Origin of the sequence: Streptomyces sp. NPDC002574, assembly GCF_042889545.1 — a bacterium.
GTDB lineage: Bacteria > Actinomycetota > Actinomycetes > Streptomycetales > Streptomycetaceae > Actinacidiphila.
Window position 1 is genome coordinate 233471 of the sequence record NZ_JBIARB010000009.1, and the last position, 25793, is coordinate 259263.

Genomic DNA, 25793 nt, shown 5'->3' on the forward strand with positions numbered 1-25793 from the left:
TCCCAAGTGTAGAGAACCGCCCACGGCGGCTTCGCCGAGTATCAGTCCCTGATACGCGTACGGCTCCCCACGGGTGATCATCCCCGCTAGCGTTTCCGTCGTCGTCGCCAGCCAGGGGAGGGATCTCGGTGACCGAGCCGCCGGACATCGCGCCGCCGCACGACTGGACCCCGGTGGAACAGGGCCTGTGGCGGGCCTTTCGCCTCGGCGAGCTGTACGACCTGCGCACGGGGATACCCGAGCGGGACGACCCGGCCGCCGACCGCTTCTGGGGCCCGGACCGCACCGTGCGCGCCGAGACGATCGCCCGGCTGCTGCTGGACGGACCGCAGGCCGCGTCCGGGCGTGTCTCGTGCGTGAAGCTGTCCGGCGCGCAGATCAGCGGGCAGCTCAACCTCTCCGGCGGCACGGTGGTGCCGTACGTGGAACTGCACGACTGCCGCTTCGAGGAGCAGGTGCTGCTCGCGGAGTGCAGCTTCACCACGCTACGCATGGTGCGCTGTGCCATACCGCGGCTGGAGGCCGCCCGGCTGCACACCTCCGGCGACCTGCACCTGCCCCAGTGCACGATCGAGGGCGGCGTCCGGCTCACCGACGCCCACATCGGCACGGACCTGCTGCTCAACCAGATCACCCTGCGCAAGGACCGGCACGGCCGGGCGCTCGCCGCCGACGGGCTGAGCGTCGCCCAGGACGTCGAGGCCGAACTGATGGAGGCGACCGGCGAGATCAGCCTGCGCAGCGCCCGCATCGGCGGCCGCCTCAGCCTGCGCGGCAGCCGGCTGCGCAATCCGGAAGGGCGCTACGCGCTCAACGCCGCCCGGGTGACCGTCGAGCACACCCTGTACCTCAGCTCCGGCGGGGTCCGGCCGTTCAGCAGCGACGGCGGGGTCCGGCTGGACGACGGGCGCTTCGGCAACGGCGTGATCATCCACCGGGCCCGGTTCCGGCTCGCCGAGGGCCAGCAGCTCTCCCTGCGCCGCGTCCAGACCCCGGAACTGCGGCTCACCCTCGACCAGCCGCCGACCGGCACGATCTCCCTGGCCGGGGCGCGGGTCGGCAACCTCACCGACAACCACACCTGCTGGCCCGCCACGGGCGGCATGGACCTGACCGGTTTCAGCTACGGCTCGCTCAGCCCCGAGGGCTCCTTCCCGCTCCGCGCCCGCATCGCCTGGCTCGCGGCGGCCACCCCCGAGTACAGCCCCGAGCCCTACGAGCATCTGTCCGCCGCCCTGCGCGCGAGCGGCGAGGACGCCGACGCCCGCGAGGTCCAGCTGGCCAAGCAGCGGCGCCGCCGCGAGACCCTCCCGATCGCCGGCAAGCTCTGGGGCTTCCTTCAGGACATCACCGTCGGCTACGGCTACCGGCCCGGCCGCGCGGCGATCTGGATGGCGCTGCTCTGGGCGATCGGGGCGGTCTTCTTCCAGATCCACGGCGAGCCGCAGCCCGTCGACGGCGGCGCCTTCCCCCACTGGAACGCGCCCCTGTTCGCCCTCGACCTGCTGCTTCCGGTCATCAACCTCGGGCAGGACAACGCGTGGCGCCTCAGCGGCGATGCGCAGTGGGGCGCCGCGTTCCTCACCATGCTGGGCTGGATCCTCGCGACGACGGTGGCCGCGGGCGCGTCCCGCCTCCTCCGCCGCGGCTGACGCTTCGCGTCCGGACCGGTTGGGTACTTTCCCCGCCCGCCCGCCCGTGTGCCCCGTGAAGTCAGAGACCCCGGCGCGCGTGCGGGGTGGGCCGGGTTCGGGGCCTCCGGGGCCGGCCATTCTGGACAGCACATTTAGGTGCCTCCGGCACTGTCCCTTGATCACCCCGGGTCATGCACCCAAATATGCTCCACAGTCCAGAACACCCACCCTCCCCCAGCCTCCGGCCGGGGGTGCCCCCAACTCCCCCGCCCCCTCCGTAGGCTGTCGCGCCTGATCCCCGGTGGGGGGGTGAGAAGGCGGCCGTGACGCGGGCACCCGTGGGCGCAGCGCACATCAGCCGCCCAGCCGTCACCGCCTCCATACCCCCCACTGGGGATCAGGCGCATGACGAAACCGAGGGGGCGGGGTCGAAGGGGTGGGTGTTCTGGACGCTGCGGGATATTTGTGCGCACTATCCGGTCAGGGACGGGATGAGCAGGTGCTGGAAACGCGCGTAAATATCACAGTCCAGAATGGCCAGCCCCGGAGGCCCCGGACCCGGCCCACGGACAACAGGCGCCGGGGTGCGTGACTTCACAGGGCACCCGGGCGGGCGGGCGGGGAAAAAACCCGGGCAGCAAGCGCAGCGCAGCCGCACCGCCACGAGAGCCCGGGCCGCCAGGCCCTAGGCTTGCTCGACGTGACCGCTCGCCTTCCGCTGTTCCCCCTGAGCTCCGTGCTCTTCCCCGGCCTCGTGCTGCCCCTGAACGTCTTCGAGGAGCGGTACCGCGCCCTCTTCCGCGACCTGCTCGAGCTGCCGGAGGAGGCACCGCGCCGGTTCGGGGTCGTGGCGATCCGGGACGGCCACGAGGTCGCGCCCGCGGGCGAGGAGGACGGCGCGGCGGCGGGCTTCGCCCCGGACCTGGCGGCGTCGCTGTTCACCATGGGCTGCACCGCGGAGGCGGCCACGATCGGGGAGCGCGAGGGCGGCGGCTTCCAGGTCGTGGCGACCGGCACGACCCGCTTCCGGCTGGTGTCGGTGGACACCACGGGCCCGTACCTCGTCGGCGAGGTCGAGGAGGTGCCGGAGGAGAACGGCAGCGGCTCCGGCGCGCTGGCGGCCGGCGTCGCCCGGGCGTTCCGTACGTACCAGAAGCGGCTGGCCGGGGCGCGCGAGTCCAGCATCGCGGGCGCCCAGGAGCTCCCGGACGACCCGACCGTGCTGTCGTACCTCGTGGCCGCGGCGGCCGTCGTCGACACCCCGGCCAAGCAGCAACTGCTGGAGGCCGCGGACACCGCGACCCGGCTGGAGCGGGAGCTGCGGCTGCTGCGCCGGGAGGCGGCCGTCATCGACAAGCTGCAGACCCTGCCTGCCGTGGACCTCACCCGCCAGGCCCCGAGCCTCAACTGACGGATCGTCAATTCCCTTATGGCCAAGAAGAAGCAGTCACCGTCCGGCGGTACGCCCGCCACCGTCGCCCTGGAGAAGGCGGGAGCCGCCTTCACCGTGCACGCCTACGCGCACGACCCCGCCTCGGAACTCGGCTACGGCGAGGAGGCCGCGCAGGCCCTCGGCACCTCTCCCGACCGGGTGTTCAAGACCCTCGTCGCCGACGTGGACGGCGCGCTGACCGTCGCGGTCGTCCCGGTCGCCGGTTCGCTGGACCTCAAGGCGCTGGCCACCGCGGCGGGCGGCAAGCGGGCGGCGATGGCCGACCCGGCGGCCGCAGAGCGCACGACCGGTTACGTACGGGGCGGGATCTCCCCGCTGGGACAGCGCAAGCGGCTGCGCACCGTGGTGGACGCCTCCGCCCTGGACCACGCCACGGTCTTCGTCTCGGCGGGCAAGCGCGGACTGGAGGTCGAGCTGGCCCCGCAGGACCTGGTCAGGCTGACGGACGCGGTCACGGCGGCGATCGGCCGCGGCTGAGCGCCCGCGTCAGTCCTTCGGGGGCAGGTGCGAGGCGGGCGTGTCCCAGTACGGCATCAGCGGCGGCTCGGGGTCGCGCGGGCCGAGGCCCAGGGTCAGCAGCAGGTGCGTGAGGACGGCGCCCACGGGCCAGGCCAGCAGGGCGCCCTTGGCCTGGAGCTGGAGGGGTCCGTCGAAGACCTTCTTCGGGCCGACGGCCTTGGCGTGCGCGATCAGGTCGGAGCTCGGGCCGAGCGAGATCCCCAGCCGCCAGGCGATCACGGAGCCGAGCACCGCGCCCGCGGCGAGGCCGAGCACCACGCCCACTCCCCCGCGCTTCACCCGCCAGAAGGCCAGGGCGCCGGTCAGGACGCCCATGCCGAGCCCGAGCAGCACGAAGGTGCCGTCACCGCCGACGGCCTGCTCGCCCTCGGTGTCCTTGAGGTAGACCGCCTTGCCGTCGGAGATCAGCGGCACCCGCGGCGCCAGCCAGAGCCACAGAAGGCCGAGCAGCACCCCCGCCACCGCCACGAGCACGGCGGTCAGCGCGCCGTTCTTGAGCTCCTGCGCGGGGGCCATGCGCGCGTCGTCGCCCTGGGGCGAGGGCAGCGGCACGGAGGGCCAGTGATCGTGCGGCGTCAGAGGTGCGGTCACCCTGCCATCGTGCCAGGTACACCCGCAGGACGCGCCACCGGCACCTCACACCCGCCCCACCGGCACCTCACCGGGAGGCCGCCCTGCGGTACGCCCAGGTGGCCACGGCCAGCGAGACGAGGCCGACGGCGGCGCACACCGACAGGTCGGCGATCACGGCCAGCCAGTCCGGGTGGGCGTCGAAGCTGCGGATGAACGCCTCGACGCCGTACGTGGACGGCAGCAGGTCGCGCACGTACCCGATCGGCGCGGGCAGGTTGCCGGCCGGGAGGACGCCGAGCAGCAGCGCGGCCGACATGCCGAGCTGCCCGGCGAGCGTGGCCAGCTCCTGGCGCGGGGCGAGCAGCCCGAGGGCCGCCCCGAGACCGGACAGGGCGGCGCCGGCCAGCGGGATGACGGCGGCCAGTACCCACAGATGGGTGAACGGGAGCTGGAAGAGGCCGCAGCCGATGCCGGCGGTCACCAGCGTCCCGGGCACCGTGAAGGACGCGTACGCACCCGCCGCGCCCAGCACCACCGCCGCGGGCGGCACGGGCAGCGTCGCGTAGTGGTCGAGGCCCCCGGAGGCGCGCAGCTGGCCGAAGTACTGGGCGAGCAGGTTGAGCGCGACGAAGGCGACGACGAGGACGCTGGAGCCGGCGACCACCGCGCGGGCGGCCGGGCCGCCGTGCACGACGCCGCGCATGAGCACCATGATCCCGACCGACTGGAACGTCGCGACGAAGAGCAGCGGGATGCGCGCGACCCGGGCGCGCGACAGCTGCGCCCGGTAGACCGCGATCATCGCCGGCAACAGGCGGGCGCGGGGGGCGAGCGGCGCGGCCGCGCCGGTGACGGGGCCGGCGGGGGCCGTCGTGAGGGCCGCCGCCGCGGTGGTGTCCGCTCCCGCGGAGACGATGGTCACGCCGCGCCGCCCCGTTCCCCCGCGATACCTTCCGGGATCTCGTTCACGGCCGTTCCCCTCATGGCTCCATTGCCGCCGTTGCCGCCGTTCACGCCTTGACCAGTCCCCTCCGGCGGCCGCCGAGGGCCAGGTAGACATCCTCCAGGCTCGGCGTCGCCAGCGTGAAGTCGTCGAGCGCGGCGAAGGCCGGGCCGCCGGTCACCTCGGCGACCACCGCGCGGGCGCGGTCCTGGGGCAGCCGCAGCGTCCAGCGGCGCCCGGTGATCCGCGCGGTCTCGCGCAGCGCCGCGATGCCGGGCACCGACAGCGGGGGCTCGTCCCGCCAGACCAGGTCCAGCCGCACCTCGTCGGCGACGAGCGCCTTGAGGCCGGCCGGGGTGTCGCAGGCGATGACCCGGCCCTCGTCGATGACCGCGACGCGGTCCAGAACGGTCTCCGCCTCCAGCACGTTGTGCGTGACGAGCAGGACGGTCACGCCGCGCTCGGCACGCCGCCGGTCGATCGCCGCCCACACCGCCCGCCGGGCGACCGGGTCCATGGAGGTCGTCGGCTCGTCCAGCACCAGCACCGGCCGCTCCCCCACCAGCGCGGTGGCGAGGCAGGCCAGCCGGCGCTGCCCGCCGGAGAGCTTGCGCAGCGGGTGGGAGGCGAGCCCGGTCAGCCCCAGCTCCTCCAGGACGGCGTCCCGTTCGGCCCGCGCGGACCGCACGTCCAGTCCGCGCAGCCGCCCGGTGGTCTCGGCGGCGAGGGCGACGGTGAGCTCGTCCAGCGCGCTCGACTCCTGCCCGAGGTAGCCGACGAGGCGCGAGGCCCGCTCGGGGTGGCGTACGAGGTCGTGGCCGAGGAGGTCGACGCTCCCGGCGTCCGGGCGCAGCAGGCCGGTCAACTGCCGCACCAGGGTGGTCTTCCCGGCGCCGTTGGGGCCGAGCAGCCCGAAGATCTCGCCGCCGCGGACGTCGAGGTCGATGCCGTCGTTGGCCCGCACGGCCGGTTTCGCGGCCGCGCGGCGTCCGCGCCCGGCCGGATAGGTCTTGACGAGTCCGCGCACGGTCACGACCACCGCCGTGCGCGCGGCGGTGTCCTGTCCCGTGCCCGTACTCACGAGGGTCGAGACTACGCTCCATCCCGGCCGGTATGCGCCTCAGGGTCCGTCCGGGGCGCGTTCACTCCGCCGAGGGGGGCCGCGCGACGACCGCGCGGGCGTCGACCTCGCGCCAGAAACCCGCCCGGATGGCGTAGCGGTCGTGCTCGTCGATCTGGTCGTCCTTGTGGGCGAGCAGTCCGAAACGCGCGGCGTAGCGCAGCAGCTCGCCATCGATGCGGTGCGGGACGCGCGGGTACTCGGCGGAGAGCAGCTGCAGGTGCAGGCCCTCGGTGAGCCGGCCGATCCAGCGCCGGGCGAAGACCTGCCCGACCTCGTACGGGTCGCCGCTGACGTCGGTGATGTCCTCCTCTCGGTCGGCCCAGCGCTGCTCGGCGCTGGTGAGCTGGGCCAGGGTGGGCAGCCCGGCGTCCGCGGCGTCGCTGCCGCCGACCATGCCGCGGTCGGAGGACCAGCGCAGCGTGGCGCCGGCAGCGGCGGAGGAGGGGTGCGGGGCGGAGTGGCCGCGGTGCACGATCCCGGCGAGGTCCTTGGGGGTGGGCACCAGGCCCTTGCCGGCGGTCGCGGGGGGATCGGCGAGGAGGCCGGAGCCGTTCTGCGCGGCGGTGGCCACGACGGGCTCGGCCGCGGTCGGCTCCTCCGCCGCGGCGGGCTGCGGCTTGGCCGGGGCGGGTTCGGGGAGCGGGGCGGAGAGGATGGCGGCGATCTCGGGGCGCGGGGTGGGCGGGGCGCAGACCCCGGCGGGCTCCCGGACCCGGATCGCCCGGGTGATCCACTCGCGGTCCAGCACGCGGCGTTCGTCGGCCTCGGCGACCAGGTCCTCGGACTGGTTGAAGTCCCCGTCGGCGGCCTGGACGGCCCACAGGTGGACGGCGACGCCGTGCTCCTTGGCCGACATCATGCCGGGCAGCAGATCGCCGTCGCCGGTGACGAGCACCACGTCGGAGCAGGCCCGGTTGCGGGCGAGCTCGGACAGTTCGGCGTGCATGGCCGCGTCCACGCCCTTCTGGGCCCAGCGTCCGTCGGTACGGGTGAGCGCGCCGAGCCGCACGGTGACACGGGGCATGACCCGCAACCGCCGGTGTTCCGGCTGCGGTACGCGGTCGGGGGCGCCGTCGAACCAGTAGATCCGCAGCAGCGGCTGACCGGTCTCCTTCTCGGCCCGTTCGCGCAAGCCCGCGACGATCTCCGCGTGATCGACCAGAATCCGGGAGCGCGAGGGCTCTCCGGCCAGCAGGCTCGCGGCGGCGCCGAGCAGATAACCGGCGTCCACCAGGACGACGCAGCGGTCCATCGGTCTCACCCTCTTTTCCGGAGTCCTGTCGTCCGTCCCCCCGACGTTTCCCCGAGTCTGCCCGAACACCGGCTCGTTGTGACCTGTTGGGCGATCACCGGCGCGCCACACTGGGCAACTGCCCGAAATGCGACCTTCGTACTCCCGTGCAAGCCTGAGTGCGGCCCATTCCGTGATTTCCCCCAAGGAGGAACATCGTGGGCAAGAACAAGAACCGGGGCGAGCGCACCGGCCAGCGATCCGAGCGCGGTACTTCCGCGACCACCGAAGAGCACGCGAAGAGCGCCGGACGCGAGCACATCATGACGGCCCCGGGGGCCGAGCCGCACGTGTCGCAGAAGCGGCAGAAGAAGTTCGGCCACAACTAGCGCCGGACGGCAGCGATCAAGGGTGGCATCCCGCTCGGGGGTGCCACCCTTGATGCGTATCTCCCCTGTGCACGCAGGGTGATCGGGAGGGAGAGGGCAGCGGCGGCCGATCAGCTCGCCTGCTGCTGGGCCGCGCCGAGGCAGGCGGGGCCCAGGAGGGCCTTGAGGTCACCGAAGAGTGCCGGGTCGGGGGTGACCCGATGCCGGTCCAGCCGCAGCACGGTGGTCGAGCGGGCGCCCTGCAGCCGCACCCGCACCTCGGTACTGCCCTTGTGGCTGGCCAGCACCTCACCGAGCCGGGCGACCAGCGGCGGGGTCACCTTGACCGTCGGGATGGAGATCGTCACGGGCGCGTTGGTGCCCGCGTCGCTGAGGTCGGGGACCATCAGCTCCATCGCGACCAGCCGCGGGATGTCCTCGCGCTTGTCGAGGCGGCCCTTGACGAAGACCACGGCGTCGTCGATCAGCTGCGTCGAGACCAGTTGGTAGGTGGCCGGGAAGAACATGCAGTCGATGGAGCCGCCGAGGTCCTCGACGGTGGCGATCGCCCAGGCGTTGCCCTGCTTGGTCATCTTGCGCTGCAGACCGGAGATGATGCCGCCGATGGTGACGATCGAGCCGTCGGCGTAGTCGCCGGCGAGGGCCGCGATGGCCGCGTCCGCCTTGTCGTTGAGGACGTGCTCGATGCCGAAGAGCGGGTGGTCGGAGACGTAGAGACCGAGCATCTCCCGCTCCTGAGCGAGCAGGTACGTCTTGTCCCACTCGACGTCGGAGAAGACGACGTCGAGCCCGAAGCCCGGTTCGTCCGCCGCCGCGTCGTCGCCCATGCCGCCGAAGAGGTCGAACTGCCCCTCGGCCTCCTTGCGCTTGACCGCGACCACGTTGTCGATCATCGGCTCGTAGTGCTCGGTCAGACCCTTGCGGGTGTGGCCCATCTCGTCGAAGGCGCCCGCCTTGATCAGCGATTCGACGGTGCGCTTGTTGCAGACGACCGCCTCGACCTTGTCGAGGAAGTCGGGGAACGCGGTGTACTTCCCCTTGGCCTTGCGGCAGCGGATGATCGAGTCCACCACGTTCTGGCCGACGTTGCGGACGGCGGTCAGGCCGAAGAGGATCACGTCGTCGCCCTGCGCGGTGAAGTTGGCGTCCGACTCGTTCACGTTCGGCGGGAGCACCTTGATGCCCATGCGGCGGCACTCGTTGAGGTAGATCGCCGACTTGTCCTTGTCGTCGCGCACCGAGGTGAGCAGCGCCGCCATGTACTCGGCCGGGTAGTTGGCCTTGAGGTAGGCGGTCCAGTAGGAGACCAGGCCGTAGGCCGAGGAGTGCGCCTTGTTGAACGCGTAGCCGGCGAAGGGGACCAGTACGTCCCACACCGCCTGGATGGCCGCGTCGGAGTAGCCGCGCTCGCGCGCGCCCTTCTGGAAGGGGATGAACTCCTTGTCGAGGACCTCCTGCTTCTTCTTGCCCATCGCGCGGCGCAGCAGGTCGGCCTGGCCGAGCGAGTAACCGGCGAGCACCTGGGCGGCCTTCTGCACCTGCTCCTGGTACACGATCAGGCCGTAGGTGATGTCCAGGACCTCCCGGAGCGGCTCCTCCAGCTCCGGGTGGATCGGGGTGATCTCCTGCTGCTTGTTCTTGCGCAGGGCGTAGTTGATGTGCGAGTTCATGCCCATCGGGCCCGGCCGGTACAGGGCCGAGACGGCGGAGATGTCCTCGAAGTTGTCGGGCTTCATCATGCGCAGCAGGGAGCGCATCGGGCCGCCGTCGAACTGGAAGACGCCGAGGGTGTCGCCGCGGCCGAGCAGTTCGAAGGTCTTGGGGTCGTCCAGCGGCAGCGCGAGCAGCTCGATGTCGACGCCCTTGTTGGTCTTCACGAGCTTGACGGCGTCGTCCATGATCGTGAGGTTGCGCAGGCCGAGGAAGTCCATCTTCAGCAGGCCGAGCGACTCGCAGCTCGGGTAGTCCCACTGCGTGATGGTGACGCCGTCGGAGTGCCGCACCCAGACCGGCACGTGGTCGGTGATCGTCTCGCTGGACATGATCACGCCGGCGGCGTGCACGCCCATCTGCCGGACCAGGCCCTCGACACCGCGGGCGAGGTCGATGACCTTCTTGGCGTCCGGCTCGTTCTCGTACATCCCCCGGATCTCGCCGGCCTCGCTGTAGCGCGGGTGCGTCGGGTCGGTGATGCCGTTGAGCGGGATGCCCTTGCCGAGGACGTCGGCGGGCATCGCCTTGGTGAGCCGGTCGCCGACCGCGTACGGGTAGCCCAGCACGCGGGCCGAGTCCTTGATCGCGTTCTTGGCCTTGATGGTGCCGTAGGTGCCGATCATGGCGACCTTGTCGGCGCCGTACTTCTCGGTGACGTACCGGATCACCTCGGCGCGCCGGCGCTCGTCGAAGTCGATGTCGACATCGGGCATGGAGACGCGCTCGGGGTTGAGGAACCGCTCGAAGATCAGGCCGTGCTCGATCGGGTCGAGGTCGGTGATGCCCATGGCGTACGCCACGATCGAGCCGGCCGCGGAGCCTCGGCCGGGGCCGACGGCGATGCCGTTGTTCTTGGCCCACATGATGAAGTCGGCGACGACGAGGAAGTAGCCGGGGAACCCCATCTGGATGATGGTGTCCATCTCGTACTCGGCCTGCTTCATCCGGTCGTCCGGGATCCCGCCGGGGTAGCGGCGGTGCATGCCGCGCAGCGTCTCCTCGCGGAACCAGGTGACCTCGGTGTACCCGTCGGGCACATCGAAGCGGGGCATCAGGTTCTTCTCCTGGAACCAGCCGTCGGTGTCGACCTGCTCGGCGACCAGCAGCGTGGTGTTGCGGCAGCCCTCCTGCCAGGCGTCGGAGGAGTCGATGGCGAGCATCTCCTCCGTCGTCTTGAGGTAGTAGCCCGTGCCGTCGAAGCGGAAGCGGTCCGGGTCGGAGACGTTCTTGCCGGTCTGGATGCACAGCAGCGCGTCGTGGGCGTCGGCCTCACTGGCGTACGTGTAGTGCGAGTCGTTGGTCACGACCGGCGGGATGCCGAGCTTCTTGCCGATCTCCAGCAGCCCGTCGCGGACCCGGCGCTCGATCTCGATGCCGTGGTCCATCAGCTCCAGGAAGTAGCGCTCCTTGCCGAAGATGTCCTGGTACTCCGCCGCCGCCTTCAGCGCCTCGTCGAAGTGGCCGAGCCGCAGCCGGGTCTGCACCTCGCCGGAGGGGCACCCCGTGGAGGCCATCAGGCCCTCGGACCACTGGGCGATGGTCTCCTTGTCCATCCGGGGGTACTTCGTCAGCCAGCCCTCGGCGTAGGCGTCGGAGGAGAGCCGGAAGAGGTTGTGCAGCCCCGTCCGGTTCGACGCCCAGATCGTCTTGTGCAGGTAGGAACCGGAGGCCGAGACGTCGTCCCGCTTCTGGTGCGGCTGGCCCCAGGTGATCTTGCGCTTGTTCCGCCGGGACTCGGGGGCGATGTACGCCTCGATGCCGATGATCGGCGTGATCCCGGCGCCCTTGGCCTGGTGGAAGAAGTCGTACGCCCCGTGCAGGTTGCCGTGGTCGGTCATGGCGATGTGCGACATGCCCATTTCACCGCAGGCCTTGAACATGTCCTTCAGCCGCGCCGCTCCGTCCAGCAGCGAGTACTGGGTGTGAACATGCAGATGGGTGAAGGGCGTGGTCACGGGAAGCGACACCTCCGGCATCGGTGGTCATCTGGCGGCGAGGGGAATCCTACGCCGGGGGTCGGACAACCACGGCCGGGACGGTCCGCACCGTGCGGGTGACCGCGACCGGCCCGGGAGGTGGGGCCGGTGCACCGGGCGGGCGGCCCGGGGCCCTCCCCCGCGACACGCCGGGCCGGCCGGGTTCCGGCGCGTCCGGGCGTCGTAGCCGATGTCCGAGCATCGGCGGACCCGGACCCGCGCCGCCGGTCGTACCCGGACCGGGTCCGGGCGTCCCGCGCTGCGCGGTGCGCACCGCGGGACGCCTGCCGGTGATCGGCGCCCGGGGGCGCTCAGCGCACCGGCGAGTCGGCGCGCTCCACCTTCTGGGTGCCGGACAGCGTGCGGTACGAACGCTCCCAGGTGGACGTGGCGTTGGCGTCGGTCCGGTCGGACAGGACGTAGTAGTCCATCTGCGCCCGCTCGCCGGTGATGTCCAGCACGCCGTAGCCGTGCGAGTCCATGTCCACCCACTTCACGTGCCGGTTGGCGACCTTGACGGCGGCCTCGGCGATCGGGGAGACGGTGTGCGGGGCGACCTTGAGGATGTCGTCCAGGTTGTCCGAGGTGACGGAGGTGACCACGAACTCCGTCGCCGCCGACGCCGACAGCGGGTAGGTGGCCGCCTTGACCGGGACGTCGTTGGCCCACGCCATGTGGATGTCGCCGGTCAGGAAGACGGTGTTGCGGATGCCGTTGTCCCGCAGGTGCGCCAGCAGCTCACGGCGGTCGTCGGTGTAGCCGTCCCATTGGTCGGGGTTGATCGCCAGGCCCTCGCCGGGCAGACCGAGCAGCTCGGCCAGCGGCGCGAGCAGGTAGTCGGGCAGCGCGCCGAAGGCGACCGGCGAGATCATCACCGAGTTGCCGATCAGCCGCCAGGTGGTGTCCGAGGCCTTCAGGCCCGCCTTCAGCCAGTCCAGCTGCGCCCGGCCGGTGATCGAGCGGTCGGGGTCGTCCACCGAGCCGCTGCCGACACCGGCCTGCTGCGAGCGGAAGGAGCGCAGGTCGAGCAGCGACAGGTCGGCGAGCTTGCCGAAGCGCAGCCGGCGGTAGGTCGTCCCGGCGATCGAGGGGCGCACCGGCATCCATTCGAAGTAGGCCTGCTTGGCGGCCGCCACCCGCGCGGTCCAGGTGCCCTCGGTGCCCTCGGTGTGGTTCTCGGCGCCGCCGGACCAGGCGTCGTTGGCGAACTCGTGGTCGTCCCAGATCGCGACGACCGGGGCGACGGCGTGCAGCGCCTGCAGGTCGGCGTCGGTCTTGTACCGGCCGTGGCGGGTGCGGTAGTCGGCCAGCGTGATGATCTCGTGGGTGGGGGCGTGCCGGCGGACGACGGCGCCGCGGGCCGCGTAGCCGCCGCTGGCGTACTCGTAGATGTAGTCGCCCAGGTGCAGCCAGGCGTCCAGGTCGCCGCGCGCGGCCAGATGCCGGTAGGAGGCGAAGTACCCGGCCTCCCAGTTCGAGCAGGACACCACGCCGAAGCGCAGGCGGGCCGCGGTGACGTTGTCGGCCGGTGCGGTACGCGTCCGGGCGACCGGTGAGTCCACGCCGCCCGCGGTGAAGCGGTACCAGTAGTCCGTCGCCGGCCGCAGGCCGCGCACATCGGCCTTGACGGTGTGGTCGGAGGCCGCGGTGGCGGTGGCCGTGCCGCTCGCGACGACGGAGGTGAGCGCCTTGTCCGTGGCGACGGTCCAGGTCACCTCGGTCGCCGGGCCGAGCCCGGAGCCGGGGACCGCCTCAGGGGTGGGCGTCACGCGGGTCCACAGCAGGATGCCGTCGGGCAGCGGGTCGCCGGAGGCCACACCGTGCAGGAAGGCGGGCGCGGACGCCGCCCGCGCCTGACCGGCGGTGGCGGCGAGCGGTATGAGCGCGGCGCCCGTCACGACGGCGCCGGCCTTGACCACCGAACGGCGGCTCGGTGTTCTCGGAGAGGTCTGTGAGGATGCAGAGGTCTCGGTCACGGCGGATCAGATTACGCGTCAGTAACCGCTCTCCGGCACCCCTCCCCGCAACTGTTGGCGAAGACTTCGCCCCTCGGCCCCCGGCAGGTCGCCGGGGCCCGAGGGGCGGTCAAGTGCGGTGCGCCGCCTACTGCTTGGCGCCGATCTGCGCGTCCACCGCCGCCGTGAACTGCTGCGGCGTCATGGTCTGCACGTTCTCGATCGTCTTGCCGTCGAGCTTCACGGTCGGCGTGCCCGTGATGCCGTCCGTGTCGAACTGCTTGGCCATCGTCAGCGCCCACTTGTCGTAGGTGCCGTTGCGGACGGCGTTCTCGAAGGTCTTGTTGCCCTTGAGGCCGTCGACCTTCTGCGCGATCTCGATCAGCTTGGCGTCGCTGCCGAAGTCGTCCTTGGTCTCCTCGGGGTGGACGTCCTTGGAGTACAGCAGCGCGTGGTACTGGACGAACGCGTCCTTGCTGACGTTCAGCGCCGCGCCGAGCGCGCTCAGCGCGTTCTTCGAGCCCTGGCCCTGCTTGAGGGCGTCGTCCAGGAAGGCGCCCATGGTGTACGAGATCTTGTACTTGCCGTCCTTGGCGTCCTTCTGGACCTCCTCGCCGGAGGTCTGCTCGAACTGCGCGCAGACCGGGCAGCGCAGGTCCTCGTACACCTTCAGCGTGTGCTTGGCGCTCGCGTCGCCGATCTCGATGGACGTGCCGTTCGTGCCCGTGGAGTTCGCCGGCGCCACCAGCTTCTGGTCCGCGGCCTTCTCCCAGTAGGAGGGCGCGTTCATCTTGACCACGGCCACGGCTATGCCGGCGCCCAGCGCCAGAACGCCGACCACGGCGCCGCCGACGATGAACTGGCGGCGGACCTTGTCGCGCTTCGCCTGGCGCTCCCGCTCCGCGCGCAGACGCTCGCGGGCTGCGGTCTTGGCGGTCTGGCTGTTCCTCTTGCTCATGGTGGTGGGTTCTCCGTGTCGTCGTGACATGCGTGAGGGGATGTGCGGGGTGGGACAGGTCGTGCGCGGCTCGGCTCAGCGAGCGGCGGCGACGACCGGGGGCCCTCGGCGTACGACGGTGTGGAGCAGCAGCGGCAGCGCGGGCGCGACGGCTGCCGCGGGCACGAAGCGGCGGGCGGCGGTCCGCGGCCGGGTGGTTCCGCGGAAGGCGGCGACGGCGACGATCAGCGGCCGGAAGACGGTGCGCAGCAGGCCGTGCAGCGCGGCCTCGCCGCGCCGCAGCCACCAGGCGGCGGCCAGGCCCACGGCGACGTGCACGACGAGCAGCAGCCACGGCGAGGCCGAATGGCCGGGGCTCCCGGCAGCGCCGGCGAGCGGGCTGCCGACGTCACCGCCGTGGCAGGCCAGCGCCTCGTTGATCGAGCGCCACGAGCCGGTGACAGGCCCGCCGGAGGGGCCGTAGCAGGTCTGCTGTCCGGCCGTGAACAGCGTGTCCACGGCCAGTTCGAGCGGGACCAGGAGGCCGGCGATCGGCCAGTAGCCGCGCTCCCGGCCGCCGAGGGCGTACGCGACGCCGAAGACGCCGACGGCCGCCCCCGCCGTGGTCACCAGCGGCAGGGGCTCCCGTGAGAGCAGGATGTGGGCGGTCGCGGACAGCGTGACGCACAGCGCGGCGAAACACGCCGCGCGCAACGCCCTCAGCTGAGGTCCGGTCCCATCCATGGCGCTGAGTGTGCCATGCCGGTGGGTAAGCAATGCCTAAAGCCCCGAAAACCCGGGATCGCAGCCTCGATCACAGCCCCGGGAAGCGGCCGTTGCGGAACAGGTCCACGAAGATCTGGTGGTCCTCGCGGGCCCGCGCCCCGTAGGAGTGGGCGAAGTCCACGAGCATCCCGAGGAAGCCCTCCTCGTCGCGCGCGATGGCCTCGTCGATCGCGTCCTCCGTCGAGAACGGCACCAGGGAGTGGCCGCTCTCGTCGTCCGCCGCCGCGTGCATGGCGGCCGTCGCCCGGCCGAGGTCGGCAACGACCGCCTCGATCTGGGCGGGGTCGTCGATGTCCGACCAGTCCAGGTCCACGGCGTACGGCGACACCTCGGCGACCAGCTGGCCGACACCGTCCAGCTCCGTCCAGCCCAGGTACGGGTCGGCGTGCGCCTGCAGCGCGCGCTGCGAGATCACCGTGCGGTGGCCCTCGTGCCGGAAGTAGGAGCGGACCGACTCGTCGGTGATGTGCCGGGAGACCGCGGGGGTCTGGCCCTGCTTCATGTAGATCACGACGTCGTTCTCCAGGGCGTCGGTGTGCCCCTCGAGCAGGAGGTTGTACGAGGGCAGGCCCGCGCTGCCGATGCCGACGCCGCGGCGGCCGACCACGTCCTTGACGCGGTGGCTGTCCGGGTGGATCCGGCTGGTCTCCGGCAGGGTCTCCAGGTACCCCTCGAAGGCCCGCAGCACCTTGGCGCGGGTCGCCTCGTCCAGCTCGACGGCGCCGCCGTCGGCGGTGAAGCGGCGGTCCCACTCGCGGATCTCGGTCATCGAGTCCAGCAGGCCCACCCGGGTCTGGGCGCGCGCGTGGCGCAGCGCGTCCAGCAGGGTGCCCTCCGCGGTGTCCAGGGTGAGCGAGGGCACGGCCTCGTCCTGGGCGAGGGCGCGGATGCGCTCGCGGTAGGCGCTCGCATAGGTGCGCACCAGGCCGGAGATCACGTCGTCGGCCAGCGCCTTGCTGTAGCCGATCAGCGCGATGGAGGCGGCGAAGCGCTGCAGGTCCCAGGTGAAGGGGCCGACATAGGCCTCGTCGAAGTCGTTGACGTTGAAGATCAGGCGGCCGTTGGCGTCCAAGTAGGTGCCGAAGTTCTCGGCGTGCAGGTCCCCGTGGATCCACACCCGGGAGGTGCGCTCGTCCACGAAGGGGCTGTCCCCCTTCTCCTCGGCGAGGTCGGCGTAGTACAGGCAGGCCGTGCCGCGGTAGAACGCGAACGCCGAGGCCGCCATCTTGCGGAACTTGACGCGGAAGGCCGCCGGATCCGCCGCGAGCAGCTCGCCGAAGGCGGTCCCGAAGACCTCGACGATCCGCTCCCCGCGCTGCTCGTCGCTCGTGAGACCTGTGGCCATCTGTCCTGCGCCTCCTGACTGTACGTGTGCCGGCTCGCCGTCGACCGGTCAACGCAGGAGCGTACGCCCGCGTCACCCGGCCCGGCCCCCGGCGGGGCGTGATATTCGCGTCACCGACGCCGCTCGTTCAACCGGGCACTTACCGCCCACGTCGGGCGTTGTGGGGGGCGATGAACACCACCAGGGGGCGGGACACCACACGCGGCCGCAGCGTCCGCCGCACCGTTTTCGGGCTGCTCGTGATCGGCGCCCTCGTACTGGCCGCCGTGGCCTGGCCCACGCTCTCCGCCCAAGTGCGCGCGGCCAACTGGCCCGAGGAGGCCCCGCAGGGCCCCGACCACATCACCCCGCGCATGGCGGCCGTCCGCGACGCCGTCGTCAAGGAGTTCGGCCCCCGCGGCCTCCGTGGCGCTCCCGGCTGCTACCGCGAGGACGGCGGCATCGCCGGCGGCGGCGAACACCCCCTGGGCCGCGCCTGCGACTTCATGCTCATGCCCGCCGGCCACAAGGTCGCCGGCAAACCCGAGGCCCTCGGCGACGACATCGTCGCCTGGGTCCGCGACCACGCGGACGAATACGGCATATGGTACGTGATCTTCGAACAGCACATATGGTCCAGCCGCCTCCCCCAGCAGGGCTGGAAACTCATGGAGGACCGCGGCTCCATCACCCAGAACCACTTCGACCACGTGCACATATCGGTCTACTGACCGGCCGCCTGCCTGAACTGCGGCCCCGGACGGAACGGCCCGCTGACCAGCGTCGAATCCGTCACTGGTTGTCAACGTTGGTCAGCGCCGGTCCACCTTCCACGGCCCAGGGACGGCCCCGCGACGGTGTTCAACTTGCAGGGCGACACCCGCTCCAGGAGTTCGATCGGGGTCCGGGGGCACCTGCGGGAACTACATGGTCGCTGGCGGAGTCGGTCCCCCAGCGGCCGACTTGATCCGGGGCCGTTCGTGGCCGTTGATGTCAGCGTTGGATGTCAGCGGAACAGCTGCGGCCACGGGCAGGCCTCCCATGGCTCGTCCGGCCGGTCGGCCCACTTCCACCAGACGTGCCGGTGAGTGCACTTCCACAGTGAACGGCAGACCCGCCGGCCGTCGTCCTCCCGCTTGAAGACCGCCAGGCCACCGTCCTTCATGCGCTGGCTGCACCCGGGGCAGAACGGGGTATCGGTGATCACGTCGACACCCTAACGGGCTGACCTCTTCGTCCCGAAGCAACGTAGTCCACCCTTCGACCTGCGGTGATACGGCGAGTGGCCTGGGAAAACGCCGCCGTCCCTGGGTGTCCGCCTGGGTACGGGGTCGTTGTAGCGCAGTGAGACAGTTGCCGTCCAACCTTCCAGCACGTCGCGCGTTCATGTGATCATGTGGCGCATGAGCGAGTACGCAGACCGTGATCAGGGACTTCTGATCGAGAAGTTGCGTTCCCGCGCCTGGGATCCAGCTCGACGCTTCGACGAGGTGCCCGTTCCTATCGCCTGGATCGAGCAGCACTACGGCGAGGACCGGGTAGAAGCGGCCCGGGAGAGCAGCTACGCATTCTCCAGCGATGGAACGATCGACTTCCCAGCGGGCTCTCCTGAGGCAGACCACTATTACAGGAGCGATCTGCGGCGGCCCCTCTTCCCACCCGCCGATGTTCGCGAGGTGGAGAAGGCAGAGCGCGAGATCGGACATCGCCTGCCACAACTCCTCAGGCGCCTCTACACCGAGGTTGGCAATGGGGGCTTCGGGCCCTACGCCCGGGGTTTCTCCAGCATAACGAGCAGCCTTACGTCGCCGGACGGTCTGGTTGTTTTGTCGCTGGTGGAGACCTACCAGCGCGACTGCGCGCGTGGCATGCCGGCTTCCTGGCTTGAGCTCACACCCTGCGGATGTGCTGTGTATTGGTACGTGTCGCTGACCGAACCCGGCAACCCGGTGATGCTCTACGAAACGGACCGCGGTGACCCACGTTACGGGCAGCGCCCGGAGGAAGGTGTGCATGGCACCATCCCGCTGCGTGAGTGGCTGTGGATCTGGGCTGACGGTGGCGACGTCTGGGATGAAGTACTCGAACAGCGCAAGTGAGCGGCCCGACCACAGCTGTCTTCGGACCGTAGCCCAGGTCACGTCATGAGTCAGGTTGCTTTGCCGAGACTGGCGACGCACGGACTCTGCACCACCCGGCGATACCCGCACCCACAGCCGCACAGATCACCGCGCGGGTGTTTGGCGCGATCTTTGGCCGGTAGCCTGCCCGGGCTGGGGTCGAGCATGGCCAGGGGCCATACGCTGGCCGCGAATCGGGCTGGCTCCTGTACCGAGGCAATCTCCGGGCCGGCGAATCGGCCCAGAAATCGGGGTCGGTGCGCAGCCCGGCGAGGGCGGCCGGAGCAAGGTCAGGCTTGAACGACCAGCCTGGCGTCCCGCCTCAGGAGATGAACACTCGCAGGTAGTCGACCAGAGTGATGTCGGGCCGGCCGCCGACTCCGTGGATGTAGGACGCCGCGCATCTAGGCTGTGCCGCATGCATCAGCCCCGTAGGCGCGACAGGCGCCCGGCTCGCCGCGCCCGGCCGGAACCGACCCGGCACCGGGCCCCGCGGCTCACGCTCGTGGGGGCCGATGTCGTGGTGGTCGGCTGCTTCTCCGCGAAGGAGAAGGACTTCGCGACGCTCATGACCTCGGCTGCCACCGAGCTGGCAGCTCGCGGCGCCCGGGTCGTCGGGCAGATCGTGCAGCGACGGGGCGTCTCGGACGGAGGGGTGCGGAAGATGGGTCTGCCCTATTCCTCGCGGACTCTGCTGAGCAAGGGCAAGGTCCGGGAGGTGGCCGAGGCCTGCGAGCGGGCCGACGCCGATGCGGTGATCTTTGTCGCCTCTCTGAGCGAGCGTCAGCAGCACGCGCTGACACCGCTGCTCGACCGCCCCGTGGTGAGTCTCTCCGAGATCCTCACCGCCGGCTGACCGTGTGGTCCCGGAACTGAACAGGGTCGTGAACCCGCAGGAGGGACTTGCGGGTTTCCCCGTGTCTTCATCGAGGAGAAACGGGGCGATCAGAGGTACCGACTTCGGTTCGCGCCGCCGGAGGTCTGTGCGGTACCTCGTCGCCGACGGGACAAGCACGGCGCCCTTCTGGACAGGTGCCTGTTGAGACGTGACCGAAGGCGCTCCCGCGGCGCGGCCGTGGGCACACGAGACGTGCACTGGGGCCCGGCCCTTCCCCTCCGCGCCCGCAGGGGATACAGGTCAAAGAGCCGGATCCCAGAGGCCTCAGCGATCCACGTGCCGTTCTCACGCGTTCACCGGCAACTGCGGCCGCACCTGGTGGCCTCCCCAGCCGTCGGCCTACTCCACGCATGCCGCGACTTCACCCGTGCAGCGTCCATCCACTCAACAATCCCGCCCGCCGCTTCACGCCGCGCAGCTCTTCACGCTGCAGTTGCCGTGTCATTTCCCAGGAGAGCAAGGCCTCTTGCGATCCGTAGGCCCTTCTGGACAGTTGATCAACGCGCTCTTCTATGAGCCTCAGGTGCCGACCCACCCTCTGCACAGCCCGATTGTTGTGCCGTATCCAGAAGCTTGCAAGGGCCGCGAGTACGACCGCCCATTTGCATTCGGTTGGCAATCCGTTGCACTGACTCTGCACGCAGCGCTCTGTATTCTTCGAGCAAGAGCGCTATGGCCTCGGATTCCTTTCCGCTCGCACACAGCCTCGGCGTCTCTTCCGGCGTTGACCGCATGCGCACTCCCGCTTCCTCGGCGTCGTGGCGGCGATGACTCTTGCACCGTACCCATCGCGGGGTCGCCCAATGCCGAGGTCGGCGTGGCGGCTTGGGGCTGGGGCCGATATGAGCCAAGGGAGACTCGCGCAGGCGAACTCCAACGACTGGCCGGCGCTTTCGGCTGCCCGGAGTCCGCGCGGCGGGACGACATCCCTCGGTGTCCGCGGTTGTCCGGAGGCGTACACGGTAGTTTCAGCACAGCTGGACACGGGGTCGTTCACACGCGACTACTCACCGTGGGGAATGCGGACGAAGTCCTCCGTCCACGTGTCCTCGTCAACGACGTACGGGGCGATCAGGAAGCATTCCGGTTCGTCGCGGATCCAGGCAGGAGACGCGCGCGAGGGATGCGCTCCTCCGCTTTCTGCTCGGTCGAGTAGATGCCCAGGAGCTTCACGTCATCGCCGTCCTGCTCGTCGATGTGCAGGCTGCCGCCCTCGTCGAAGTGCAGGGTGACGCCGTCGAGTCCGGCCTCGTTCTGATGGCCGACGTGCCAGAGCGGCCGGAACCTCGGGAGCAGATCGTTCTCGGCAGGCCTGATGGACTGGGTGGGAGAAGGCCCGCCTACCCCCGAGGCCTCGAAGGAAGTGTTCTGCTCGATCAAGGGGTCGCACACATCGGGTTCATCGCCCGCGGCGGTGGATGCATCACCGGCGACCGTCCACTGGAGGCGGACGGCATTTGGACACCGTTCCGGGTCACCCCCGTGGGCCTCGGTGATCCGGTCAGGTATCTCTACCGGGGGCTCCATCGCGTTCGCGAAGCGGAGCCGTTTGCATGCGATCCGTATGTAGGGCTTTCGGCATGGAGCAAGCCCGACATACAGGCAAGGGCCAATACGCGAGTCGTGGAAGGCCGGCTGCCGGTCGACGGCTACCGGACTGTCACTTCGTTCGGCCGCTCCCGAGAGCTATGTGCGGAACATACGACGGCCCAACTCCCCGCCCGTCCCGGGCCTGTCGCTCTAGGATCCACGGGTGCCCACGACAGAGATCACGACGACCAGTGAGCGACCCGACCTGTACCAGCAGGCCAAGGACGCGCTCCGCGACGTCTGGCCGGCCTTCGTCCTGCACGACCCGTTCTCGAAGACCTACCGCCGTCGGGCGACGACCTGCTTCCCCCGATTCGACGTGCTGCTCGTGCGGGACGGCGAGGTGGTCGCCAACGCCGCGGGCGTGGCGCTGCGCTGGGACGGAGACGTGGACACGCTGCCGGCCGGCTACGACGGCGCCCTGGAGCAGGCGGTGACGGAGCACGAGGCGTCCGTCGCGCCCGACACCCTCTGCATCATGGTCGCCACCGTGCTGCCCGGGCACGCGGGCCGCGGGCTGGCCGGGGCGGCGCTCACCGCGCTGCGCGAACGTGCCGCCGAAGCCGGTCTGCGACGCGTGATCGCTCCCGTGCGGCCGGCTCTCAAGGCGAGGTATCCCCTGACGTCGATGGAGGACTTCGCGGGCTGGACGCGTGACGACGGCCTGCACCTCGATCCGTGGATCCGCACCCACCAGCGCCTCGGGGCGAGGGTTCTCGCCCCCGCTCCGCGTTCCATGGTCGTGCCCGGGACCGTCGCCCAGTGGGAGCAGTGGGCCGCCATGGCCTTCCCCCAGACCGGGCGCTACGTCGTCCCGGACGCCCTCGATCCCGTCGAGATCGATCGCGAGCGGGACCAGGGCCTCTACGCCGAGACCAATCTCTGGATGCGGCACCAGTAGAACGAGCGCAGCGCGACGGGAGGGAACATGGGCATCGGCTACAAGACGTCCTGGCTCGCGGTCCGGGACGCGGCGCCCGGGGAGGTGGCGGATGCCCTCGGGCTGCGGCACCGGCGGACCACGGACTGGCAGGACGGCACCGCGGCCGCCTACCGGCAAGGGGTGTTCGTGGCCCGGCCCGTCGCCGCGTGGACGATCGCCCACGGCCGCGTCCATCTTCCCTGCGGGACCGACGCGACCGAACCCGGTTTCCCCGACTGGCTCCGGTCGCTGGGCACGCGCCTCGGCGACGTCCAGTTCTTCAGCACCGACCGCATCGGCGAGTGCCACGCCTGGGCCAGGGTCGACGCCGATGAACTGACCCGCGCCTACTGCTACATCGGGGAACGGGACGACGTCCCGCTCGATATCGGCGAACCCACCGACGTCGAGCGCGAACTCGGTGTCGGGCGCAGCCGGCCCGACGGATGGCGGGACTGGCAGGATGCCGAATGGGACGCCTGGCACGCGGCCACGCCCGGCGAGGACGACGTCATGCGCATCGCCCGGCGCTGGGGCATCTGCCCCCTCGACATCCCGGACGACTCCGTGACCCTCCCGGGCGTCCACGGCTTCCCGCCGGGCGTCGAGCCGCCGCGCGCCGGGTAGCCGGCCACATGCGGCCGGGCACGCGCGCTCACGCCATGGCGACGAATCCGCCCCGGGACCGGCCGTCGGTGAACAGTTCGTCCCAGTCGATCTCCTCGGGCAGCGCGTCGAAGGAGTCGAGGGAGACGACCACGGCTCCCCCGGCCTGTTCCACGGCGCCGCACCACCGGGCCATGTCCGCGGCCTCCTCCTGCGACCGGGCGCCCTGGACAAGGCATCCCGCGTCGCCGGGGCCGTCGACCACCGACATGGTCAGCCGCGGCATGATGCGCCACTCGGGACACGACGGCATGGCGCCCCCGGGCGCGTCCAGCACCGGCAGGCCGTCGTGGATCGGGGCCTGGGCCAGCAGGAGCAATGGAACCGGGCCCAGCACGAAGTGCGTGTTCTCGCGAGTCATCAGCACGCGCCGACTCTACTTTCGCCCCCGGCCCGGTCACGCCGGGCCACGCCTGGCCGCGGGGCGAGTCGCCCCAGGGGTACGGGATGTTGTGGAGCGTGAGCGAGTTGTACGACATGCGGTCGCCGTGGGCCTGGTCCCGGCGGGCCTGTTCGATGAGGAGGCCGTCGGCGTTCTCCGTACGGGAGGTGCCGCGGCGCAGGAGCTTGACGATCAGAAAGGCCGCGAAGGACATCAGCAGGCCCAGAGCAACCAGCAGTTCGACCACAGCGGCTCTCCCCCGTGTCAGCGCTTGGTGAGACGCGTCGTAGTCCCGGCCGGCCCGCCGCGTCAGGGACAGATCCAGCAGTAGAGGCGCCTGCCGGTGGACGAGGCGCGGCCGGCGAGGGCGGCGAGGTCCTTGAGGAAACGGCCGAGGGCGTGGGGGTCCGACTCGCCGCGGGCGGCACCGGGGACGGCCGGGGTGCGCGAGGTGCGGGCCCAGCCGACGGCGACATCGTCGAGGAGGCGCGGGTCGAAGGCGGCGAGGGCGTCGCGGAAGGTGTCGGTGAGGGAGACGGCGACGACCTCGCCGTCCCCGGCCATACCGACGAGGGCGCCGCGGCGGGGGTCGGTCTGGACGTCCTCGGCCGCGCGGCCGGTGATCAGCACCTCGGCGGGGAGGATTTCGACCACCGGGTCGACGCCCTTGATCACCAGCTGGTCGTAGTCCGGGGCGAGGGTCGCGCCGTCGTCGTGGACCTCGGCGTGGACCACGGCGCGGACCGCGTCCCGGTCGTCACCGGCGGAGTAGTAGCCGTAGAGAACACCCATGGCCGGATGATCCCATCCGGCACTGACAACGCCCTTCGCGAGCACGTCAGTTGCCCGCCCTCGGCCCCCACGCCCACCGGATCCGCCGGATCCGCCTACTCCGCGTCCGCCGCGATGTCCGTGAGGAAGTCCAGCGCGATCGCCCACGCGCGTTCGGCGGCCTCGGCGTCGTAGTCGTCGAGACCGGGGTCGGTGAACAGGTGGCCCGCGCCGCGGTAGCGGTGCACCTCCACGTCGGCGCCCGCCTTGCGCATGCGCAGGTACCAGGCGTTCAGCCAGTCGTCGGGCTCGAAGGGGTCCGGCTCGGCGACGTGGAGCTGGACGGGCATGTCGGTCGCCGCGTCGTCGGCGATGTCGGAGGTGCCGTGCAGCAGCAGGAGACCGCGGGCCTTCTCGTCGGCGAGGGCGAGGTTCTGCGCGATGGAGCCGCCGAGGGAGAAGCCCGCGTACACCAGCCCGCGCTCGGAGAGCGGCCCCGAGACGGTGACGGCGCGCATCAGCAGCTCGTCGCGGCCGATCTCGTCCTTGATGGCCATGCCCTCTTCGACCGTCTCGGCGGTGCGGCCCTCGTAGAGGTCGGGCACATGCACCTCGTGCCCGGCCGCGCGCAGCCGGTCGGCGGCGGCGTGCACGGCGGGGCGGAGCCCGTAGGCCGAGTGGAAGAGCACGATGGTCATGCCGGAGGTCACAATTCACATCCCATAGGGGCCGCACGATCGGGGTACGGGCTCCATCATGCCCGTTACCGTCGAAACCATGGACTCCGTCGTACGGCCGCTGGGCGTGGTGGGCGGCTCCCTCATCGTGACTCTTGCCGTGGGCTGGGCCGTCGACCACGCGCTGCGCCGCGCCGACGCCCGTCATCCCGAGACCCCTCTGTGGCAGTTGCTGCGGCGCGCCCGCCTGCCGCTCCAACTGGTGATCTGCAGCTCGCTGCTACGGGGTTCCTACGAGCAGGCGCACCTCGCCCGGGGCCACACCCGGGCGATCGGCCAGGTGCTGATCCTGGTGCTGATCGGGGCCTGCGCCTGGCTGGTGGTCCGGGTGGCGGCGGCCATCGTGGAGGCCTCGTACTCGCGGTACGCCTCCGGGGCGCAGGACGCCGCGCGGGTGCGCCGGGTACGCACCCAGGTGTCGCTGATCCAGCGGGTGGTGTCGGCGGTGGTCGGTGTCGTCGCGGTGGCGGCGATGCTGCTGACGTTCCCGGCGATGCGCGGCTTCGGCGCGTCCATGCTGGCCTCCGCGGGTCTGATCGGCATCGTCGCCGGTATCGCCGCCCAGTCGACGCTGGGGAACCTGTTCGCCGGGCTGCAGATCGCCTTCGGCGACATGGTGCGGATCGGCGACGCCGTGGTGGTGGAGGGCGAGTGGGGGACGGTCGAGGAGATCACCCTCACCTACCTGGTGGTCCGCACCTGGGACGAGCGGCGGATCACCATGCCGGTGTCGTACTTCACGAGCAAGCCCTTCGAGAACTGGTCGCGCGGCACGGCCCGGATGACGGGCACCGTCTACTTCCACCTGGACCACACCACTCCCGTGGACCTGATGCGCGAACGGCTGCTCCAGGTCCTCAAGGAGTGCGAGCAGTGGGACGGGCGGGCCTGGGGGCTGGTGGTGACGGACACCACCCCGTCCACGATCCAGGTGCGGGCGCTGGCCACGGCGAAGGACGCGGACGACATCTGGACGGTGCGCTGCGTGGTGCGCGAGCAGATGATCGAGTGGCTGCGCCGTGAGCACCCGTACGCCCTGCCCCGCATCAACACCGCCCCGGCGCCGGGCCTGGCCGATGCCCCGGACCGGCAGCAGGCGACGCCGGGCGCGAGCGACATCGGGCCGGGGCCGGGGGCCCGCTGACGGGCCC

24 protein-coding genes are annotated in these 25793 nt (G+C 71.2%); 10 read left to right on the plus strand and 14 right to left on the minus strand.

From position 1 onward, the window contains the following. The first annotated feature begins 128 nt into the window (after positions 1-128). The 3 genes from ACFYXS_RS23580 (at position 129) to ybaK (ending at position 3564) form a co-directional block, all read left to right on the plus strand. Positions 129-1652 (plus strand): oxidoreductase, encoded by a 1524-nt coding sequence (locus ACFYXS_RS23580; protein WP_389251273.1) that lies wholly within the window; start codon positions 129-131, stop codon positions 1650-1652. Between the two features lie 682 nt (positions 1653-2334). Continuing rightward, on the plus strand, positions 2335-3045 hold the full coding sequence (locus ACFYXS_RS23585) for an LON peptidase substrate-binding domain-containing protein (RefSeq protein ID WP_389251275.1): 711 nt from the start codon (positions 2335-2337) through the stop codon (positions 3043-3045). A gap of 18 nt (positions 3046-3063) precedes the next feature. Further along, positions 3064-3564, plus strand: coding sequence for a Cys-tRNA(Pro) deacylase (ybaK, locus tag ACFYXS_RS23590; protein WP_389251277.1), 501 nt, complete (start codon positions 3064-3066; stop codon positions 3562-3564). Between the two features lie 9 nt (positions 3565-3573). Here ybaK and ACFYXS_RS23595 read toward each other — a convergent pair whose 3' ends face one another. From ACFYXS_RS23595 to ACFYXS_RS23610, 4 genes are all read right to left on the minus strand, one after another. Continuing rightward, positions 3574-4197: an ABC transporter permease gene (locus ACFYXS_RS23595; RefSeq protein ID WP_389251279.1), complete on the minus strand. Its 624-nt coding sequence runs from the start codon at positions 4195-4197 to the stop codon at positions 3574-3576. 67 nt (positions 4198-4264) lie between these two features. After that, a complete protein-coding gene (locus tag ACFYXS_RS23600; RefSeq protein ID WP_389251281.1) occupies positions 4265-5101 on the minus strand; it encodes an ABC transporter permease in 837 nt (278 codons plus the stop codon). Positions 5102-5189: 88 nt separating this feature from the next. Next, a complete protein-coding gene (locus ACFYXS_RS23605) occupies positions 5190-6203 on the minus strand; it encodes an ABC transporter ATP-binding protein (protein WP_389251283.1) in 1014 nt (337 codons plus the stop codon). Between the two features lie 61 nt (positions 6204-6264). Continuing rightward, positions 6265-7497, minus strand: coding sequence for an NYN domain-containing protein (locus ACFYXS_RS23610; protein ID WP_389251285.1), 1233 nt, complete (start codon positions 7495-7497; stop codon positions 6265-6267). A 197-nt stretch (positions 7498-7694) separates the two neighbouring features. Between ACFYXS_RS23610 and ACFYXS_RS23615 the strand changes: the two genes are divergently transcribed. After that, positions 7695-7865, plus strand: a complete 171-nt coding sequence (locus ACFYXS_RS23615) for a hypothetical protein (RefSeq protein WP_319661079.1) — start codon at positions 7695-7697, stop codon at positions 7863-7865. A 110-nt stretch (positions 7866-7975) separates the two neighbouring features. Here ACFYXS_RS23615 and dnaE read toward each other — a convergent pair whose 3' ends face one another. The 5 genes from dnaE to ACFYXS_RS23640 form a co-directional block, all read right to left on the minus strand. After that, complete coding sequence (dnaE, locus tag ACFYXS_RS23620; protein ID WP_389251288.1) at positions 7976-11554, minus strand: DNA polymerase III subunit alpha; 3579 nt, start codon at positions 11552-11554, stop codon at positions 7976-7978. Positions 11555-11865: 311 nt separating this feature from the next. Then, on the minus strand, positions 11866-13530 hold the full coding sequence (locus ACFYXS_RS23625) for an alkaline phosphatase D family protein (RefSeq protein WP_389251290.1): 1665 nt from the start codon (positions 13528-13530) through the stop codon (positions 11866-11868). A gap of 127 nt (positions 13531-13657) precedes the next feature. Further along, on the minus strand, positions 13658-14467 hold the full coding sequence (locus ACFYXS_RS23630; protein WP_389251292.1) for a thioredoxin domain-containing protein: 810 nt from the start codon (positions 14465-14467) through the stop codon (positions 13658-13660). A gap of 75 nt (positions 14468-14542) precedes the next feature. Next, positions 14543-15190 (minus strand): hypothetical protein, encoded by a 648-nt coding sequence (locus ACFYXS_RS23635; protein WP_389251295.1) that lies wholly within the window; start codon positions 15188-15190, stop codon positions 14543-14545. A gap of 70 nt (positions 15191-15260) precedes the next feature. Then, a complete protein-coding gene (locus ACFYXS_RS23640; protein WP_389251297.1) occupies positions 15261-16577 on the minus strand; it encodes a DUF2252 domain-containing protein in 1317 nt (438 codons plus the stop codon). A gap of 170 nt (positions 16578-16747) precedes the next feature. Here ACFYXS_RS23640 and ACFYXS_RS23645 point away from each other — a divergent pair, with 170 nt between their 5' ends. Then, positions 16748-17287, plus strand: a complete 540-nt coding sequence (locus ACFYXS_RS23645; protein WP_389251299.1) for a hypothetical protein — start codon at positions 16748-16750, stop codon at positions 17285-17287. Positions 17288-17562: 275 nt separating this feature from the next. Here the strand turns inward: ACFYXS_RS23645 and ACFYXS_RS23650 are convergent, their stop codons facing one another. Next, positions 17563-17763, minus strand: coding sequence for a dehydrogenase (locus ACFYXS_RS23650; protein ID WP_389251301.1), 201 nt, complete (start codon positions 17761-17763; stop codon positions 17563-17565). 196 nt (positions 17764-17959) lie between these two features. Between ACFYXS_RS23650 and ACFYXS_RS23655 the strand changes: the two genes are divergently transcribed. Together ACFYXS_RS23655 and ACFYXS_RS23660 are read left to right on the plus strand one after the other, a co-directional pair. Then, positions 17960-18655 carry an SMI1/KNR4 family protein gene (locus tag ACFYXS_RS23655; RefSeq protein ID WP_389251303.1) on the plus strand — a complete coding sequence of 232 codons (696 nt, stop codon included), beginning with the start codon at positions 17960-17962 and terminating at the stop codon, positions 18653-18655. A 439-nt stretch (positions 18656-19094) separates the two neighbouring features. Next, positions 19095-19532, plus strand: a complete 438-nt coding sequence (locus ACFYXS_RS23660; RefSeq protein ID WP_389251305.1) for a hypothetical protein — start codon at positions 19095-19097, stop codon at positions 19530-19532. Positions 19533-20645: 1113 nt separating this feature from the next. Here ACFYXS_RS23660 and ACFYXS_RS23665 read toward each other — a convergent pair. After that, positions 20646-20954, minus strand: a complete 309-nt coding sequence (locus ACFYXS_RS23665; RefSeq protein ID WP_389251307.1) for a hypothetical protein — start codon at positions 20952-20954, stop codon at positions 20646-20648. Between the two features lie 373 nt (positions 20955-21327). Between ACFYXS_RS23665 and ACFYXS_RS23670 the strand changes: the two genes are divergently transcribed. Continuing rightward, a complete protein-coding gene (locus tag ACFYXS_RS23670; RefSeq protein ID WP_389251309.1) occupies positions 21328-22065 on the plus strand; it encodes a GNAT family N-acetyltransferase in 738 nt (245 codons plus the stop codon). Between the two features lie 27 nt (positions 22066-22092). Beyond that, a complete protein-coding gene (locus ACFYXS_RS23675; protein ID WP_389251311.1) occupies positions 22093-22713 on the plus strand; it encodes a hypothetical protein in 621 nt (206 codons plus the stop codon). Positions 22714-22741: 28 nt separating this feature from the next. Here ACFYXS_RS23675 and ACFYXS_RS23680 read toward each other — a convergent pair whose 3' ends face one another. The 3 genes from ACFYXS_RS23680 to ACFYXS_RS23690 form a co-directional block, all read right to left on the minus strand. After that, on the minus strand, positions 22742-23113 hold the full coding sequence (locus ACFYXS_RS23680; RefSeq protein ID WP_389251674.1) for a hypothetical protein: 372 nt from the start codon (positions 23111-23113) through the stop codon (positions 22742-22744). A gap of 330 nt (positions 23114-23443) precedes the next feature. Continuing rightward, a complete protein-coding gene (locus ACFYXS_RS23685; RefSeq protein WP_389251313.1) occupies positions 23444-23926 on the minus strand; it encodes a hypothetical protein in 483 nt (160 codons plus the stop codon). 95 nt (positions 23927-24021) lie between these two features. Then, positions 24022-24603, minus strand: coding sequence for a dienelactone hydrolase family protein (locus ACFYXS_RS23690; RefSeq protein ID WP_389251315.1), 582 nt, complete (start codon positions 24601-24603; stop codon positions 24022-24024). A gap of 79 nt (positions 24604-24682) precedes the next feature. On the opposite strand from ACFYXS_RS23690, the gene ACFYXS_RS23695 reads away from it, so the two are divergent. Next, positions 24683-25786, plus strand: a complete 1104-nt coding sequence (locus tag ACFYXS_RS23695) for a mechanosensitive ion channel family protein (RefSeq protein ID WP_389251317.1) — start codon at positions 24683-24685, stop codon at positions 25784-25786. Positions 25787-25793 lie beyond the last annotated feature (7 nt).